We start from the raw sequence: 17,373 nt of genomic DNA, 5'->3' as shown, positions 1-17,373 counted from the left end.
ACATCGGGCCTCCTCCACCATCAGGTGACCCCCTGAAAAAACCCTGGTTCCCCCGGAGGGAGGCCAATTAGGCCCCGAAAATGCCCAATCTCCATGACAAGATGAAGCCATGTCCTCACTCACCGTGCAGCAGCGCACCGTCTTTTTGCGTCCGCCTCGCCACCCCGCCCCGACGCCCACCGCACCGGTCCCGGGCCGATGGTTCCTAGGTGTGTGCGCAGGACTGGCTGCTCACTTGGGAGTGCCCGCATGGATGATCCGCCTGCCCTTTGCCATTGCGTCGATTACCGGCCTGCCCATTCTCATCTACTTGCTGCTGTGGGTAGTGGTTCCTGCTGGTGACCCGGCGAACTTGCACGATCCGCGAACCCGCGCCGCCGTACAGCGACTGGTCCGCAACGGTGTGGGCGTGGACGCCATGTACATGCCGATTCTCTACTCCATGGGAGCAACCGACTTCGCCCGGTATGCCAATGGTTCCCACGGTTCGTCCGTGAACGGTGGCTATACCGCAGGCTCGAGGGTGGCGGGCGATTCGATTCCTCATCCCGCATCCTTGTCCTCTCCGTCCTCCTCACCCGCGGCCATGTACTCGGCTAGTGCCCCGTCTGCATCAGGGACAGATACCTATCCGCTGACCGCATCGTCCGCGCAGGTGGGCGCTTCTTCGGCGGGAACTCCCTCCTCTGCTTCAGCTGCCTCATCGGCACACACGACGCCGCCCACCCCAGTTACTGCGGGACCGTCACCGTTGCTGTCAGCATCACCCGCCTACTCAGCCACAACGGCACCCGGAGCCTTTACTGACCAACCCGGCTACGCGGCGTCGACCATGCAGCCCATGGAGGCGACAGGGTGGCGAGAGCGCCTTGCGCCCGCACTGACCACCCACCGTGGGCACACCACCATGGGAGCAGGCCTCATGGCTGGACTCGCCGTGATCGGTGTGGCGGTGATCGGCCTTGCCTCCTCATCGGGCCTCATCGACACCCCACCCATGGTGGTCCTTGCTGCTTTCTTCTTTGCAGGTCTGGCTATTGTGTGGTCTCAAGCCCAGGCGTTGGTCACGCCTGAGCGGGGCGTGAGTACGGTCCTCATGACCATTTTTGGCCTTATGCTGGTGCTGGGATCCATGGTGCTGTGGGGTGCCCGCGACGTTCCCCTGCGGGTGCTCGGCATTGCCACCCTGACCGGTCTGGCCTTCGTTCTGGCTGTGCTTATTGCCTTAGCCCCCCTGTGGATTCGCCTCATTCGCGATCTGTCTGACACACGTAGCGAGCAGGCACGCCAGCAGGTCCGTGCCGACATGGCCGCGCATCTCCATGACTCCGTTCTCCAGACCCTCAACCTCATCCGCAAAGACGCGAATAACCCTGAGCGCGTGGCCAGTTTGGCCCGTAGTCAGGAACGTGAACTGCGGGCCTGGCTCTACAGTGATCAGCCCGCCGCAGTGGAATCCGTGGCCCAAAACTTGCGCATGATGAGCGCCGAGGTAGAAGACCGCTACGGGGTGCCCATTGATGCCGTGGTGGTGGGGGACTGTGAACCTTGGGCCGGCATGGAAGTGCTCATGGGGGCCAGCCGTGAGGCCCTATCCAACGCAGTGCGCCACGGTAAACCGCCGGTCAGCCTCTACATCGAGTTGGGCCCGGACCTGTGTGAGGTGTTCGTGCGCGACCGCGGCGAAGGCTTTGATATGGACACCATTCCTGCCGATCGCCACGGTGTGCGCGATTCGATTGTGGGTCGCGTGGAGCGCCACGGCGGTTCAGTAGACATCCGCATGAAAGAATCAGGAACAGACATTCATATCGCCATGCCGGTGATACCCACCGCAGGCAGCCAGGCCTAACCTGAGGGGAAACGATGAGCGATACTCCCACACTGCGCATCATCGTGGTTGATGACCACGCACTCGTGCGATCCGGAGTGAAAAGTGAACTAGCCGCAGCTGCCCCTGACTGTGACATCGTGGCCGAAGCAAGCGATGTTGAGGGCGCTATCGCTGCCGTCCACTCCCTCAAGCCTGACGTGGTACTCCTCGACGTACACCTGCCTGGTGGCATGGGTGGGGGAGGAGCCGAAGTAGTGCGTTCCTGTCAGGACGTGTCTGAAACTCGTTTCCTTGCTCTGTCTATCTCTGACGCCGCAGAAGATGTGGTCAGCGTCATCCGTGCTGGTGCTCGCGGATACGTTACTAAAGCTATTTCACCCGAAGATCTTGCCGACGCCGTCCGCCGTGTTGCTGGAGGGGACGCTGCCTTTTCTCCCCGTCTGGCGGGATTCGTCCTTGATGCTTTCGGCGCAGGTACGCAGGTGAGCGTGGCTGATGATGAACTGGACCGCCTTTCTTCCCGTGAACGCGAAGTGATGCGTCTGATCGCCCGCGGCTATACCTATAAAGAGTGCGCCAGCGAACTGTTTATTTCCATTAAAACCGTGGAAACTCACGTCTCCTCAGTGCTGCGCAAACTTCAGTTGTCTAATCGCAACGAACTCACCCACTGGGCGGCAGCACGCCGCATTGTGTAGCAACTCGTCTGATAACTCCTGCAGCGCATATCGGGTGTGAAATTGTGGTGGCTGTTAGGCGCAGCATCGTCAATGAACTCGACGCATTGAGCATTGGTCCAGAATAAGGAGATGATGGTTTCGCATCCGTTGTGAGCACTGACCCGATTCATCAGGTGATCTTGGGCAGTCAAGTCATGATCGTGTGATGGTAGGTAGGAACTTAGTGTCCTGATGGGGAAGGGAGATGAGGAAATGAAACACGAGTGTGTCCCCTCTCTTTACATCTCTTCTATGACTCACAGGGGCTGACAGTATTGCGTGACGGGCCTGGCACTATGGATTTATCGCCAGAACATGGCAGGATTCAGGACGTGAGTGAATCATTGCCTCCCCCATCCGCCCCCACAGTGGCTCAAGCCGTTGAGCACGTGCGCGCCGGCGGACTTTTGGTGATGCCAACGGATACCGTCTACGGCATTGGCGCATCAGCCCGTGATGCTGAGGCTGTTGCTCGTGTCTTAGAAGCTAAAGGACGCGGCCGGCACATGCCGCCACCGGTACTTGTGTCACGCCCAGACGATGTGGACTTAATCGCCGCCGCCGTTCCGGCGGCGGCCCAAGCGCTCATGGAAGCCTTCTGGCCTGGAGCTCTCACCATTATTCTTGATGCTCATCCTTCCCTCACCTGGGATCTTGGTGAGACTGGTGGCACCATCGCAGTACGCATGCCTGATCACCCTATGGCACTGGAAATTCTCAAAGAAACCGGCCCTATGGCTGTGACCAGTGCCAACCTCACAGGCCAGCCCCCGGCTACCTCAAGCCAGGAAGCCCGTGACGCCTTCGGCGAGCGTGTGGGCATGAACCGCGATCAGATCATGGTCATGGAAGCTGAACCCACCCCGGGGCCTGTCCCCTCGACAATTGTCAATCTCTCTGGTGACCACGGACTTGGCAACGCGCTGACAATCCTGCGTCACGGCGTCATCTCCCCAGCAGAGTTGCATCAGGCGCTGGCCCACCTTGAGTCCTTTCCCGCATGCATGGTGGAGCGGCCATAAGTGAAGGTTTATCTCCTCATCCTGCTTATTGCAGCCGCCGTTACTTACGCTAGTGTGCCGGTGGTTCGTCACGTTGCTCTTGTGACCAACGCACTGACCCCCGTGCGTCAGCGCGACGTACACTCCATGCCTATTCCTCGTTTGGGTGGGGTGGCCATGTTTATTGGTTTTCTCACTGCGATTGCCGTAGCCTCTCAGGTTCCGTACCTCAGCGCTGTGGTAGCCGACGGCGGGGCCTGGGCTGTGGTGGCGGGCGCAGGTATGGTCTGTGCGCTGGGTGTAATTGATGACTTGTGGGATTTGGATTGGATGACCAAACTCGCCGGCCAAGTCCTAGCCGCAGGTTTTATGGCCTGGCAAGGTATCCAAATGATCACTTTCCCCTTAGGGGGCCTGACCATTGGTTCGTCTCGCCTGAGTCTGATCACGACGGTACTTGTAGTGGTGGCGGCAATTAATGCTGTGAACTTCGTCGATGGCCTAGACGGTTTGGCAGCAGGAATTATTGGCATCGGTGCGGTGGCATTCTTTGCCTATACCTACATGCTTACCCGTACCACCACGCCTGAAAGTTACGCCTCAGTAGCTGCCACCATCGTGGCTGCACTGATCGGTATTTGCTTGGGTTTCCTTCCCCATAACTTTAACCCTGCCACGATCTTTATGGGAGATTGCGGTTCGATGTTGCTGGGATTGGTCAGTGCCGCAGCTACGATTATTGTGACCGGCCAGATTGACCCCGCTGCCTTATACGGTTCTCGTGCATTGCCCGCCTATCTTCCTGTCCTCTTGCCATTGGCGATTTTGTTACTTCCGCTGACCGATATGACGATGGCTGTTATTCGCCGTACCAAGGCTGGAAAGTCGCCCTTCCATCCTGACCGTATGCATCTGCATCATCGACTTTTGGCTGCAGGACATTCTCACCGTCGGGCCGTGCTGGTGATGTACACCTGGACCGCTGTGGCTTCGTTCTCCTTAGCTGCAATGGCTTTCTTTACTCCTGGCCAGGTGGCAACGGGGACCTGTGTTGGTGTGGTGATTGCCGTTATTATTACCTGGGATCTCATGCCAGGTATGCGCGAAAACGTTGGTGCTCGCACGGAGGTATGTGCTCGTCATGTCAATGGCCAAAAGCGCTACAGCGACACGACAATGCAAAGGACGAACACGCGGCCAAACTCCTCATCGCTTCACCCCAGCATTGACCCCACTACGGAACACGAAGAATCGGTGGCCGCATTGACTCAGGTTGATGCGTTGCCTGCGCCAGGTGAAGAGCCTGAAGAACATCACATTCATGTCAATGAAGGTGAAGGACCTGGACAGTACAGCATCGATGATGGTGGCGGAGAAGAAGTTGACGGCCACGATGTTGACGTTATGGATAGTGAACAAGCCGAAGTTCATCGCATTGGCAGTGAAGGGGGAGAGTAATGTCTGAACGCTTCACTACTGTCTATCGCCGAGCTGCCAAACGTACCCTCACTGTGGGCCTCATTCTTCCCGTACTCATTACTGCGGGCTGCTTCGCTGCCACTAACGATTCCACAGTTCATACTGGGGCCATGGCTGCTGGGGGGCTGGTAGTCATTATGGCGATTATCAGTGCAGCGATGCTCTGGATTGACTGGTCTAAGCGTCCCCTGCTGGCGCAATCAGGCGTGCTTCTTAGTTTTGGTGCGAAAATTGTGGTGATGGTGGTAGGCATCTTGCTGATGGGCCCCATCAAGGATCAAATCTCCCCGCCCGTCTTTTTCCTTACTTTCGCCACGGGATTAATCGCCCTCTATGCTGCAGAAATTGTCACATTGGCCAGAGCAAAGACGATGGTCGTAGAAACCCAACCTCCCGATATGAGGTAGTGTTGGTACTTGTATGAGCGTGAGTACACGCGCACAGAGAAAAGTCTTCAAGGAGGTTTGGTGGTCACCGCAACAGCTTTGGCCCCGCGTCTTGGAATGCTCTTGGCAGCTTCCGCAGAGGCAGAAGGTTTTCACAAGCCCTCAATTGATGACTTCTTCCCTGGAGCGCTTGCCTTTTTAAACACTCCTCTCGAGATGAACCGCATCATGATGGTGCGCGTCATCATGACCCTTTTATTGGTCGTGATCTTCTCGATAGGGGCGTCTCGCGCACGCCTGGTTCCCGGGCGATTCCAAGGCGCACTGGAAATGATTCTTGACTTTGTACGAGTCAATATCGCCGAAGAAATCATCGGTGAAAAGCGCGCTAAGCCGTACACCCCCATCTTGACCGTGATTTTCCTCGGAGTGCTCTTTATGAATATCTCCGGCGTGATCCCTGGTCTTCAGATCGCCGGAACATCCTTGGTAGGTATGCCCATTGTTTTTGCCGTGGTCTCCTACATCGTGTTCTTCGCAGCAGGTCTAAAAGCACACCACGGTGCTGGAGGCTTCTTTAAGAGCCAACTTCTGCCCGCGGGCGTGCCTCCTTTCCTCTACATCCTCATTGCACCCATTGAGTTCCTGTCCACCTTCATCATGCGTCCGGTTACACTGACCATCCGTCTTTTGGCCAACATGATTAGCGGACACCTCTTGCTGGTTTTGTGCTTCGTATCCACGAACTACCTTTTCTTCGAAATCAGTGGTTGGCTTAAGGGCCTTGGTGTGCTCACTCTGGGGGTAGGTATCGCATTCGTTTTCTTCGAGATGTTCGTTGCAGTGCTGCAGGCATACATCTTTGCTCTGCTCACCGCGGTGTACATCGATTCCTCAATCAGTTCACACTGAACAAGTTTGGAGAAGGTGCCTAGTGTTGCACTAGAACACTTCTCACTTCACCCGCCGGAGTCCTCCGGCATTAACGACCCGCCGGGAAACCGGCACACGGACAGGCGGATTATCCGCCACCACTTCAAGGAGAACACTCATGGTTGGAAGCATCGCTACCGTCGGCTACGGCCTTGCAACTCTTGGCCCCGGCATCGGTATTGGTTTGCTCGTAGCCAAGACTCAGGAGGGCACCGCCCGTCAGCCCGAGGTTGCTGGCGCCCTGCGTACTAACATGTTCATTGGTGCCGCTCTCATTGAGGCTCTGGGTCTGCTCGGTTTCGCAGCCGGCTTCGTCTTCTGATTGTCGTGGTGGTTGCCACCATGAACACCCTTCTTTTCTTGGCAGCCGACTCCGGCGCCACAGGTGAGCAGTTAGTGAAGGAGGAGCATTCCATCCTGCTGCCCGAAACACCAGACTTGGTGTGGGGCACTGTCTGCTTCATCATCGTGGCCGTCGTGCTCATGAAGTATGTGCTGCCGAAATTTACAGCGATTCTCGATGAGCGCACTCGAACCATCGAAGAGGGTCTGGAACTGACCGCCAAGGCCAAGAAAGAACAGGCCAACCACGAAGCACGTCTTCAGCGTGAACGTGAAGAGGCTCAGGTTGAGGCTGCACAGATCCGTGACGCTGCTCGTGCAGATGCTAAGGCCATCATTGCGAAAGCTCGCGATGATGCCAGCCTCGAAGCAGGTAAGGCGATGGATGCTGCACAGCGCCAGTTGCAGGCTGACAAACAAGCCGCTCAGATCTCTTTGCGTACCGACGTTGGCCTCTTGGCCACCGAACTGGCTGGCAAGATCGTGGGCGAACAGCTCAGCGACCCTGCAGTGAGTGAACGCGTCATTGACCGTTTCCTTGATGCTCTTGAAAATGACACCAACGGTAAGGCTGCTTCTGTGGCAGGCGCTGGTGCAGAGGGGCACGTGTCATGACCCAGCCGCTCGCATCCACTCGCACCCAGGCCGCCCAGGCTTGGGCAGGTGTGCTGCATGCTGCTGGACCCGAGGCTCAAGATCTTGGCATGAGCATTTTTGACGTCGCACACGTCATTGCTCAGTCGCGTCCCCTTTTGGCTGCACTCACTGATCCCGGTCGTAGTGATGAGGCAAAGAGCCAACTGGCAACGAACGTGTTCTCTGAGCATGTTGATAGCCGAGTTGTGGAACTCGTTGGCGCGCTGACCAGAGCTCGCTGGGCCAAGCCCATGAGCCTGGTTTCTACCCTCCACGATCTAGGTATTGAATCCGTTTTATGTGGAGCGCGTAGCCAAGGCACGCTCAACGATGTGGAACATGAACTGTTCGACGTTCGTGACACGATTGCTGCTCACCATGACCTGCGCGTAGCGCTGGACCGTTCCAAGCGCACTACCACCGAATCTCGCGTGGAACTTGCTCAGCGGGTTTTTGGTGAGGTCATCAGCCCCATCGCTATGCGCCTTCTCGTTTGGTGCGTGCGGCACAAGGCAGACGGTGGTGTGTTGACCAATCTGCGCCGCGTGTATGAACTGGCAGCAACTATGCAGGACCGCGTCATCGCAGACGTCATCAGTGCCATTCCCCTCACCGTCGCACAGCAAGAGCGCCTGGAAAACATTCTGCGTCAGCGCACTGGCTCTGAGGTGGAACTTCATCTTGATGTGGACCCCGAAGTGCTTGGCGGTATGCGCATCACCGTGAATAACACCGTCATTGACGGAACCATTAGTGCCGCATTGGCTCAGGCCAAGAGCAGCATCACGAAATAACTTCCTGGTCCTCAATGCTTCGCAGCACTGAGTACCGCACATAAGCAGCGCAATGAACCGCGCAGCACATAGAGACGTATATGCAGGCCATCCCATCGCATGGGGTGAGCTCACACACACAAGGTAAGGAAACGCACATGGCAGAACTGACCATCAGGCCGGAGGAAATTCGCTCCGCCCTGAACGAGTTTGTGCAGTCCTATGAGCCAGCCGCTGTGGCTTCCCATGAGGTGGGTCACGTGGTATTTGCCGCTGACGGCATCGCCCACGTGGAAGGCCTGCCCGGCACCATGGCCAACGAACTTCTCACCTTTGAAGATGGCACCTACGGTTTGGCCATGAACCTCGACGAACGTCAGATCGGCGTCGTTGTTCTGGGCGACTTCGGTGGTATTGAAGAGGGTCAGGTTGTACGCCGCACCGGAGAAGTGCTCTCCGTGCCCGTTGGCGACGGCTACCTCGGACGCGTGGTTGATCCTCTGGGTAATCCCATTGACGGCCTGGGCGAAATCAAGAGCGAAGGCCGCCGAGCCCTCGAACTTCAGGCCCCCGGCGTCATGAGCCGTAAGAGCGTCCACGAGCCCCTCCAGACCGGTCTGAAAGCGATCGACTCGATGATTCCGATCGGCCGCGGTCAGCGCCAGCTCATCATTGGTGACCGCCAGACCGGTAAGACCGCCATCGCCCTGGACACCATCCTCAACCAGAAGTCCAACTGGGACTCCGGTGACCCCGAGAAGCAGGTCCGCTGCATCTACGTGGCAATCGGCCAGAAGGGCTCCACCATCGCTTCTGTGCGTGGTGTGCTCGAAGAGTCCGGTGCCCTGGAATACACCACCATCGTTGCCTCCCCGGCATCTGACCCCGCAGGCTTCAAATACCTGGCCCCCTACACCGGTAGTGCCATCGGCCAGCACTGGATGTATAACGGCAAGCACGTTCTCATCGTGTTCGATGACCTGAGCAAGCAGGCTGAGGCCTACCGCGCCGTGTCACTGCTGCTGCGCCGCCCGCCGGGCCGTGAAGCCTACCCCGGTGACGTCTTCTACCTGCACTCCCGCCTCCTCGAGCGTTGCGCAAAGCTTTCCGATGAACTCGGCGGCGGCTCCATGACAGGCCTACCTATCATCGAGACCAAGGCAAACGACGTCTCCGCTTACATCCCCACCAACGTCATTTCCATTACTGATGGTCAGATCTTCCTCCAGTCGGACCTCTTCAACGCTGACCAGCGTCCCGCCGTGGACGTGGGTATCTCCGTCTCCCGCGTGGGTGGCGCCGCCCAGGTCAAGGCCATGAAGAAGGTCTCCGGCACCTTGAAGATCACCCTGGCTCAGTACCGCTCCATGCAAGCATTCGCCATGTTTGCCTCTGATCTGGACGCAGCAACCCGCGCTCAGCTCACCCGTGGCGCACGCCTGATGGAACTGCTCAAGCAACCCCAGTACACGCCCTACCCTGTTGAGGAACAGGTAGCCAGCGTCTGGGCCGGTACTAACGGCTACCTTGATGATGTGGACCTCAAGGAAGTGCGCAACTTCGAATCAGCCATGCTTGACCACTTGCGCCGCAACACTGATGTTCTTGACATCATCCGCACCACCGGTGACCTCACCAAGGAAACCGAAGACAAGCTCCGTGAAGGCGTGGAAGACTTCCGCGACAATTTCCTCAACGGCGGCAAGGTGCTCGGCAAGGGCGTCAACGTCGATGAAGAGGAAATCGCTGCTGAACGTACCTCCGAACAGATCGTCCTGAAGAGGGGCTGATTGTGTCCGGAAAGCAGCGCATCTACAAGGAGAAGATCCGCGCCACAATGACCCTGAAGAAAGTCTTCAGGGCAATGGAGTTGATCGCCGCCTCCCGCATTGGCCAAGCACGCGTCAATGCTCAGGAAGCCGGTCCCTATGATGCCGCGCTGTCTCAGGCAGTGGCCGCTGTGGGTACCTACTCCCACCTTGACCACCCCATCACCCGCGAACGCACAGACACCAATCGTGTGGCTGTCCTCGTAGTGACCTCAGACCGCGGCATGGCCGGGGCCTATTCAGCAACCATCCTTCGCGAAAGCGAACGCCTCTTAGAGTCCCTCAAGGACGAAGGTAAAGAGCCCGTGCTCTTCACATTCGGCCGCCGAGCGCACTCCTACTTCGCATTCCGCGACCAGAACGTAGAGTTTTCCTGGACCGGTGAATCTGACCGTCCCACCGATCGCACCATCAATGAAGTATCTAAGGTGCTCCTTGAATACTTCTTAGCCCCTGCAGACGCTGGTGGTGTGGCAGAAGTTCACATCGTCTTCACCCGCTTCAAGACTATGGTCAGCCAAGTCCCCGAAGTGCGTCGTATGCTCCCCCTGACTGTGGTGGACGTAGACGGCCCCGGTGAACTCAACCGTGAAGACATTGCTGCCGGTCATGCATACCAGCGTCCGGAACTCTCTGGCGCCCAGCCCCTGTACGAGTTCGAACCCAGTCCGGCAGCAGTGCTTGACGCACTCCTTCCGCGCTACGTGGCTTCACGTATCCGCAATGCCCTGTTGCAATCGGCCGCATCTGAATTGGCTAGCCGCCAAAGCGCCATGCACACCGCAACGGATAACGCTGAAGAACTCATCACGAACTACACACGTCTTGCCAACGCCGCCCGTCAGGGTGAAATTACCCAGGAGATCACTGAGATCGTCTCGGGTGCGGATGCTCTTAGCGCCGGCTAGGCCCCAATGACCACCGAATTTTCAACACACGGAGAACCCAAAATGGCTAACGAACAGCAGACCGGGGCTACGGGGCGTATTACCCGAATTATCGGCCCTGTGGTTGATATCGAGTTCCCGCCGGACGCACTTCCGGAGATGTACAACGCTCTGACCACCACCATTGACCTCGGTGGCAAGGATGAAGAGTCCGAAATCATCAACATGACCCTCGAAGTTGCCCAGTACCTGGGTGACAATGTGGTACGAGCCATCGCCCTCAAGCCCACAGATGGTCTTGTCCGTGGAGCCACTGTCCTTGACACCGGCGCACCGATTTCCGTGCCCGTGGGCGACGTAACCAAGGGGCACGTGTTCAACGTGACCGGTGACGTGCTCAACCTCAAGCCCGGTGAAAAACTCGATATCCAGGAACGCTGGCCCATCCACCGCCAGCCCCCGGCATTCGACGAACTTGAGTCCAAGACTCAGATGTTCGAAACCGGTATTAAGGTGATCGACCTACTCACCCCCTACGTGCAGGGCGGCAAGATCGGTCTGTTCGGCGGCGCAGGCGTGGGCAAGACCGTCCTCATTCAGGAAATGATTCAGCGCGTGGCTCAGGATCACGGTGGTGTGTCCGTCTTTGCTGGCGTGGGCGAGCGTACCCGTGAAGGTAACGACCTCATCGTTGAAATGGGCGAAGCAGGCGTGTTCGACAAGACCGCACTGGTCTTCGGCCAGATGGACGAGCCCCCGGGCACGCGTCTTCGCGTGGCACTGACTGCTCTGACCATGGCTGAGTACTTCCGCGATGTTCAGCACCAGGACGTGCTGCTGTTCATCGACAACATTTTCCGCTTTACCCAGGCAGGCTCTGAGGTCTCCACACTGCTGGGCCGCATGCCCTCCGCTGTGGGTTACCAGCCCAACCTGGCAGATGAGATGGGCCAGCTTCAGGAGCGTATTACCTCCGCTGGCGGCCACTCCATTACGTCTCTGCAGGCCATTTACGTGCCCGCTGACGACTACACGGACCCGGCCCCCGCCACCACCTTCGCTCACCTGGACGCCACCACCGAGCTCAGCCGTGAAATTGCATCTCGCGGTCTGTACCCCGCCGTGGATCCGCTGGCATCGACTTCTCGTATTCTCGATCCGCGCTTCGTGGGGCAGGAACACTACGAGACCGCTACCCGCGTGAAGTCCATCCTCCAGAAGAACAAGGAACTGCAAGACATCATCGCCATTCTCGGCGTTGACGAACTCAGTGAAGAAGACAAGGTGACCGTCAACCGCGCTCGCCGTATTCAGCAGTTCCTCTCTCAGAACACCTACATGGCTGAGAAGTTCACTGGTGTTGAGGGCTCCACCGTGCCCCTGTCTGAGACTGTTGAAGCCTTCAAGCGCATCTGCGACGGCGTGTACGACCACGTTCCCGAGCAGGCCTTCTTCAACATCGGCGGTATTGACGATCTGGAGCGTAAGGCTAAGGAGATGGCGGAGTAATTCTCCGTTTTCTCATCCGACGCCGAGTTCTTCAGTTGCCTCCCTGCCTCATTTCCCAGCACACGCGCGAAGATGAGAAGAATAAGGGAAAGCGAGAACTCGGCGTCGGGATAGACGATTTTGAGAAAGGACACGAGTCATGGCACTTAGTGTTGAGGTGGTCTCCCGTACCAGTTCCCAGTGGTCGGGCAGCGCCAGTGCGGTCTCTGTTCCGCTCATCGACGGCAACATGGGTATCCTGCCCGGCCGTGCTCCCGTGCTCGCCCTCCTGGGCAGCGGCAAGGTTCGCATCACCGAGGAAAACGGCGAGGTCCGCGAGATTGAGGTGCAGGATGGGTTCTTCTCCCTCGATCACGACGTGGTGACCATCGCTGCGGATTATGCTGGTGATGAGATTGAACGCCATGCCAGTGATGAGCAGGATTCGTCTGACAACTAAGCAGTAACCGATTCCCTGCATGCCAGGGATCGACCCGTAAAGGAGCAGAACATGCATCCAGGGTGGTGGGCCATTATTGGCGCCCTCGTGGCCTTGATCGTGTGTGTTCTGCTCCTTTTCTTTTTCCGTCTGCGTGGCCTGGCCGGGCGCTGGGGCGCATTCGAGTGCGCGATGCGCGTCGTGGTGCCGGGGCGTTGGACAAGCGGTATTGCCGTATTCGGGGATACCACGCTGGATTGGTACCGCCTGGTGTCTCTCAGCTGGCGCCCGGTGCGTTCGTGGAACCGCGATGATTTAGAAGTGGGGGAGGCCCGCCCCCGTGAGCGTGTCAGCCGCGTGGTGGACGTGACATGCAAATACCGTGGCCAAGAATTCGAACTCGGTATGGTGGAAGATTCCCACTCGGCCTTGGTCAGCTGGACCGAATCAGCAGCCCCCACCCAGCCCCGGTTGTTTTGAGATTTTGATGATGTAGTTCTAGCAATATGGAACTGCTTGTTTACTTGTCAGTACCCGCCGCTATCCTCTAAATGTATGTAATCCTTCGAGATTACTTCTATCAATTTGAGGCGAACGGACAGTTGCAAAATGGCGGATAGGCTAAGTCTGCTAAAGTACGCATTGGTTATTGAGGACCCAATCGAAGTTCCCGATGACTTATTGTGGGTTAAGAAACTCGACTACGAAGTCGATATTTTAAAAAATACTGATGTTCGTTCTTTGCTTCCCATAGAGTCGGAGGGGAAGAACTTCGTTGTTCTTAAGACACGAACTGTTCGATTGGAGAAAGAATATCCTTCGGATTTTGTGCAAGCTCAAATTGCTGTAGACACGGTTTTATCGGAAATTCTTTCGTCAGGCGATATTTTAAATAAGCAGTTTGAACCTGGTTCACAAAAAAGAGATTGGACGGTTATCGAAGCCTCCACTTTTGATGACACTCGTTTCCTCACTGATGATCAACGATCGGTGGTTCCTGATCCTCTGACTCGTTGTATTGAGGTGCTCATCGATTTTTATAAAGTGTTGAGAATTCAGAAGTGGAGTCCAGTATCTTTGCTTACTTATGAGCGGTTAAATCCGATAGTTGTCCAAGTTAGAGAAGATCTTGTTGATAATCGACATCGTGCTGAACTATTAATTCGATTAAATCATTTTAATTATGGTCCAGCTTTAAATGCTCGTTCTATCTCGCGTGAAGAATTCTATGGAATGTCCTACCTTGCAGATAGGCTCAGGAATAACGATCCATTTCTGCAGTCAAGAGAATATCGTCTAAATGCATTGTTTGAATTTAAGAGACGAGGGTATTATGATCAGGCAATCATTCAGATTGCAATGTCTTCAGAAGTTCTCTTAAGTGCAATTGGACGTATGATCCTGTGGGAAGGGGCGTCTGATGGGCGGCTTCATATTTCTGAAGTTCCTTCATATTGGAAGGGGATGTTGAAGGATCGGATTAAAAAAATTTATGGTCGGTATCTATCCACTAAATGGTCATATAATTCCAATGCAATGACTCAGTGGGATGAGCGAATAGTGAAAATTCGAAATAAAGTCGTCCATGAGGGATACTATCCGTCTCGAATTGAAATTCTTCAAGCATTTCAGGCGGCAGATAATCTTGAATTTTATTTGGCCGATTGTCTCGAAGAAGTTTTTTTACATTTTCCTAAGACATCTTATTGTTATATCGGTCGGCAAGACTTACTGAGGCGCTTTGACGGCTGTGTTTTGAAATTCTTTCTTCCTACTGTTCATGAGGAAGAACTTCACTGGTTACAATCGTTTCATGCATGGTCTCAGGAACTGTCGCAAAATTATTCCAGGTAAGCCATGAGTCGATGCTGTTCTAGCGGCAAGGTATCTGTAGAGTGGCCCCGTGCGAGTTGTGATTGCTGAATGCCGAGTTGATTATTCGGGGCGTCTGGATGCCCACCTGCCGCGTGCTAAGCGCGTCATCATGGTGAAGGCTGACGGTTCCGTCCTTATCCACTCTGATGGTGGCTCGTACAAGCCCCTGAACTGGATGAGTCCGCCGGCTCGTCTCACTGAGGTAACTCTTGACGAGATGGACGAAGAAGAAGGCGTGGAGCAGCGCTGGGAAGTCAACAGCACCAAGACTGATGACCGCCTCGTAATCCGCCTGTTTGAGGTTTTTGATGAACTCAACGTTGACCTAGGCATTGACCCGGGACTGACGAAAGACGGCGTGGAGGCTCACCTTCAGGAATTGCTCGCCGACCAGATTGAGACCCTCGGCCCCGGTTACCGCCTGGTCCGCAGGGAGTTTCCGACGGCGATTGGTCCCGTGGACATCATGGCTCGCGATGCCGATGGCGCCAGTGTGGCAGTCGAAATTAAGCGCGTGGGTGGCATCGACGGCGTGGAGCAGCTCACCCGTTATCTTGAGTTGCTCAACCGCGACCCGTTACTTGCTCCTGTGACCGGTGTTTTCGCGGCACAGACGATTAAGCCTCAGGCCCGTGTGCTGGCTCAGGATCGTGGTATTCGCTGCCTGGTGCTGGATTATGACGCGATGCGTGGCATGGACGATTCAGACTCTCGCTTGTTCTGATTCCTTGCGCGACCCGGTTCCCTGCACAGCGAGGTTGCTAAAGCGGTCAGGTTCTTTTCGCGAAGAGGCTCCTTGTAGGTCAATGTCGGGTGATGGTAGACCGCGTCCGACTAGTTTTATACGGGGTTAGGTTCTTCGTAGGTTATTGTCGGGCGATGGCAGGCGCGTGCGACTAGGTCTCGTACAGTGCCACCTTTCTCGTGTGACAGGGCACATCTGACCTGTGAGCGCATTAGACTGAGGTTCATGAGCACTGTTGCTACCGCGATGCGCGGACGAGTAGTTACCCCATTTGAGATTATTGACGATGGTGCTGTGGTCATTGTTGACCGTCACATCGTTTTTGTTGGTGAGGCTAGCGAAGCTGTTGTTGCCGGTTATGGTGATGTAGTGGGTTCAGCCCCCAAGGCACCTGAAGGCGGATACCTTCTCCCCGGTCTTGTCGATGTGCACTGCCACGGTGGCGGCGGGGAATCGTTCCCCAATGCTGAAACCTACGAGCAGGCCATGACTGTGGTCAGTGAGCATCGCCGCCACGGCACTACCTCTCTGGTGGCTTCCGCTGTGACCGCTGCTCCTGACGTGCTCAAGGAACGCACCAAGGTTCTGGCTGACCTGTGTGATGACGGCGAACTGGCTGGCATCCACTTTGAGGGGCCTTTCGTGTCTGTGGAACGCTGTGGCGCCCAGGACCCCACGTACATCATTGATCCTGATGCTGAACTGACTCGCGAACTGATCGAACTGGGCCGCGGTCACGTCTGCACCATGACGATCGCCCCTGAGCGCCCCGGTATCACGGGGGACGATGGGGTGAACGCCGCTCTTATTGAAGGTGGCGCACTGCCGTCCTTCGGTCATACTGATTCTGAGGCTGGTCCTGTGCGTGCTGGCCTGGCTGACGCCGCTGCTCGCCTAGCTCAGCGCGAAGCACAAGGCCTGCCGATTCGTTCTGGCCGCTCTACCGCCACTCACCTGTTTAACGGTATGCGTCCGATGCACCATCGGAAGCCTGGTCCTGTCCCTGAGTTCTTGGCCGCTGCTCAGCGCGGCGAGTGCATCCTGGAAATGATTGGTGATGGTATTCATTTGAACCCCGCCATCGTTCTGGACATGTTCGAGACCCTGGGCCGTGACAACGTGGTTCTCGTGACGGATGCTATGGCAGCAGCCGGTATGCCCGATGGCCAGTATGTGCTTGGCCCCGCAGCCGTCACCGTGAAGGACGGCGTGGCCCGCCTAACTGAAGGCGATTCCATCGCCGGAGGCACCGCCCACCTGCTTGATGTGGTTCGCACTACCTGGAAGGGCGGCGTGGACCTAGTTGACGCCGTGTATGCAGCATCCGTCCAGGGCGCCGAAATCCTTGGCGATCCCACCATCGGCGCACTCCTGCCTGGCCTGTGGGGCGATGTGGTGGTCACCGATGCCGAACTGAACCCCGTGCGCGTGGTGCGCCGTGGTGAGGATGTGGATTTAACGAATCCGCATGTGAAGTGACGTTGCCCTGTGGGCGTGATGTGCCCGCACGGGAAGTGACATCAGTGATCGCCTGGAGTATTGGGCTGATCGACTGAGTGACCTTGGGGGGGGGCCTGCGCGAATGCGCAGGCCCCCTTTTGTGTGCTTTCTACAGGTGTTCTCTTGGGTTTTCGTGGGTTGCCTTGAGGTTGTGGAAAACATCGTCGACGTGGTGGTTGATGGTGTTTGAATTGCGTTGATGGTTAGCAACATGCACTGATGACTCACCATTGAGGATTACTGGATTCCTGCCCATTCCCGGTAGCGATGTTCGTTTGTTGATGCGTTTCGAACGGAAGGCTGGGAAGTGGATATCAGCGTTTTCCTGCGTGTTAGCAGGAGATGGAGTTATGGCGCTGATATTGCGGGCTGTTGTTCAGGGTGGTGGGGCATGAGTCGGGAGAGGAATGGGCTGTTGTTTTCGTGGAGACTGTGCGGCGTAAGTGGAGTTTCATTGAGAGGATGCAGTGGGCGGAGAATTCGTTCCGTTGTGGCTGTCGGTGCATT

Annotated in this window: 17 protein-coding genes; all 17 read left to right on the top strand. The window is 56.5% G+C overall.

Annotated features, from left to right (window positions below):
- Positions 1 to 109 precede the first annotated feature (109 nt).
- The 17 genes from A9753_RS00745 to A9753_RS00665 all read left to right on the top strand — a co-directional run bounded on the left by A9753_RS00745 (position 110) and on the right by A9753_RS00665 (position 16,845).
- Positions 110 to 1,852 (top strand): ATP-binding protein, encoded by a 1,743-nt coding sequence (locus tag A9753_RS00745; protein ID WP_067778783.1) that lies wholly within the window; start codon positions 110 to 112, stop codon positions 1,850 to 1,852.
- A 14-nt stretch (positions 1,853 to 1,866) separates the two neighbouring features.
- Positions 1,867 to 2,532, top strand: a complete 666-nt coding sequence (locus tag A9753_RS00740) for a response regulator (RefSeq protein ID WP_067778780.1) — start codon at positions 1,867 to 1,869, stop codon at positions 2,530 to 2,532.
- 353 nt (positions 2,533 to 2,885) lie between these two features.
- Positions 2,886 to 3,575 carry an L-threonylcarbamoyladenylate synthase gene (locus A9753_RS00735; protein ID WP_245637323.1) on the top strand — a complete coding sequence of 230 codons (690 nt, stop codon included), beginning with the start codon at positions 2,886 to 2,888 and terminating at the stop codon, positions 3,573 to 3,575.
- Complete coding sequence (locus A9753_RS00730) at positions 3,576 to 5,012, top strand: MraY family glycosyltransferase (RefSeq protein WP_083090162.1); 1,437 nt, start codon at positions 3,576 to 3,578, stop codon at positions 5,010 to 5,012.
- Complete coding sequence (locus tag A9753_RS00725; RefSeq protein WP_067778776.1) at positions 5,012 to 5,440, top strand: hypothetical protein; 429 nt, start codon at positions 5,012 to 5,014, stop codon at positions 5,438 to 5,440. Before A9753_RS00730 ends, A9753_RS00725 begins: the two co-directional genes overlap by 1 nt.
- A 60-nt stretch (positions 5,441 to 5,500) precedes the next feature.
- On the top strand, positions 5,501 to 6,331 hold the full coding sequence (gene atpB, locus A9753_RS00720; protein WP_425394235.1) for a F0F1 ATP synthase subunit A: 831 nt from the start codon (positions 5,501 to 5,503) through the stop codon (positions 6,329 to 6,331).
- Between the two features lie 139 nt (positions 6,332 to 6,470).
- Entirely contained in the window at positions 6,471 to 6,674 is a 204-nt protein-coding gene (gene atpE / locus A9753_RS00715; RefSeq protein ID WP_067778773.1) for an ATP synthase F0 subunit C, read from the top strand.
- A gap of 20 nt (positions 6,675 to 6,694) precedes the next feature.
- Positions 6,695 to 7,309, top strand: coding sequence for a F0F1 ATP synthase subunit B (locus tag A9753_RS00710; protein ID WP_083090241.1), 615 nt, complete (start codon positions 6,695 to 6,697; stop codon positions 7,307 to 7,309).
- Complete coding sequence (gene atpH / locus A9753_RS00705) at positions 7,306 to 8,124, top strand: ATP synthase F1 subunit delta (protein WP_067778770.1); 819 nt, start codon at positions 7,306 to 7,308, stop codon at positions 8,122 to 8,124. The genes A9753_RS00710 and atpH overlap by 4 nt, the downstream gene beginning before the upstream one ends.
- Positions 8,125 to 8,261: 137 nt before the next feature.
- Positions 8,262 to 9,893 (top strand): F0F1 ATP synthase subunit alpha, encoded by a 1,632-nt coding sequence (gene atpA, locus A9753_RS00700; protein ID WP_067778767.1) that lies wholly within the window; start codon positions 8,262 to 8,264, stop codon positions 9,891 to 9,893.
- A gap of 2 nt (positions 9,894 to 9,895) precedes the next feature.
- Entirely contained in the window at positions 9,896 to 10,840 is a 945-nt protein-coding gene (locus tag A9753_RS00695; RefSeq protein ID WP_067778764.1) for a F0F1 ATP synthase subunit gamma, read from the top strand.
- Between the two features lie 42 nt (positions 10,841 to 10,882).
- Positions 10,883 to 12,328, top strand: coding sequence for a F0F1 ATP synthase subunit beta (gene atpD, locus A9753_RS00690; RefSeq protein WP_067778761.1), 1,446 nt, complete (start codon positions 10,883 to 10,885; stop codon positions 12,326 to 12,328).
- Positions 12,329 to 12,467: 139 nt separating this feature from the next.
- On the top strand, positions 12,468 to 12,767 hold the full coding sequence (locus A9753_RS00685) for a F0F1 ATP synthase subunit epsilon (protein WP_067778757.1): 300 nt from the start codon (positions 12,468 to 12,470) through the stop codon (positions 12,765 to 12,767).
- A 51-nt stretch (positions 12,768 to 12,818) separates the two neighbouring features.
- Complete coding sequence (locus tag A9753_RS00680) at positions 12,819 to 13,226, top strand: DUF2550 domain-containing protein (protein ID WP_067778754.1); 408 nt, start codon at positions 12,819 to 12,821, stop codon at positions 13,224 to 13,226.
- Positions 13,227 to 13,388: 162 nt separating this feature from the next.
- Entirely contained in the window at positions 13,389 to 14,600 is a 1,212-nt protein-coding gene (locus A9753_RS00675) for a hypothetical protein (protein WP_176702697.1), read from the top strand.
- A 49-nt stretch (positions 14,601 to 14,649) separates the two neighbouring features.
- Positions 14,650 to 15,345 (top strand): endonuclease NucS, encoded by a 696-nt coding sequence (gene nucS / locus A9753_RS00670; RefSeq protein ID WP_067778748.1) that lies wholly within the window; start codon positions 14,650 to 14,652, stop codon positions 15,343 to 15,345.
- A gap of 246 nt (positions 15,346 to 15,591) precedes the next feature.
- Positions 15,592 to 16,845: an N-acetylglucosamine-6-phosphate deacetylase gene (locus A9753_RS00665; RefSeq protein ID WP_067778745.1), complete on the top strand. Its 1,254-nt coding sequence runs from the start codon at positions 15,592 to 15,594 to the stop codon at positions 16,843 to 16,845.
- The last annotated feature ends 528 nt before the right edge of the window (positions 16,846 to 17,373 follow it).

Origin of the sequence: Actinomyces vulturis (assembly GCF_001687305.1) — a bacterium.
GTDB lineage: Bacteria > Actinomycetota > Actinomycetes > Actinomycetales > Actinomycetaceae > Actinomyces > Actinomyces vulturis.
This window is presented reverse-complemented; position numbering and strand designations above follow the sequence as displayed.

Coding starts and splice junctions, on each gene's coding strand:
- A9753_RS00745 (WP_067778783.1), top strand. CDS start 110: ATGTCCTCACTCACCGTGCAGCAGCGCACCGTCTTTTTGCGTCCGCCT.
- A9753_RS00725 (WP_067778776.1), top strand. CDS start 5,012: ATGTCTGAACGCTTCACTACTGTCTATCGCCGAGCTGCCAAACGTACC.
- A9753_RS00710 (WP_083090241.1), top strand. CDS start 6,695: ATGAACACCCTTCTTTTCTTGGCAGCCGACTCCGGCGCCACAGGTGAG.
- atpE (WP_067778773.1), top strand. CDS start 6,471: ATGGTTGGAAGCATCGCTACCGTCGGCTACGGCCTTGCAACTCTTGGC.
- atpD (WP_067778761.1), top strand. CDS start 10,883: ATGGCTAACGAACAGCAGACCGGGGCTACGGGGCGTATTACCCGAATT.
- atpA (WP_067778767.1), top strand. CDS start 8,262: ATGGCAGAACTGACCATCAGGCCGGAGGAAATTCGCTCCGCCCTGAAC.
- A9753_RS00685 (WP_067778757.1), top strand. CDS start 12,468: ATGGCACTTAGTGTTGAGGTGGTCTCCCGTACCAGTTCCCAGTGGTCG.
- A9753_RS00680 (WP_067778754.1), top strand. CDS start 12,819: ATGCATCCAGGGTGGTGGGCCATTATTGGCGCCCTCGTGGCCTTGATC.
- atpH (WP_067778770.1), top strand. CDS start 7,306: ATGACCCAGCCGCTCGCATCCACTCGCACCCAGGCCGCCCAGGCTTGG.
- A9753_RS00665 (WP_067778745.1), top strand. CDS start 15,592: ATGAGCACTGTTGCTACCGCGATGCGCGGACGAGTAGTTACCCCATTT.
- A9753_RS00740 (WP_067778780.1), top strand. CDS start 1,867: ATGAGCGATACTCCCACACTGCGCATCATCGTGGTTGATGACCACGCA.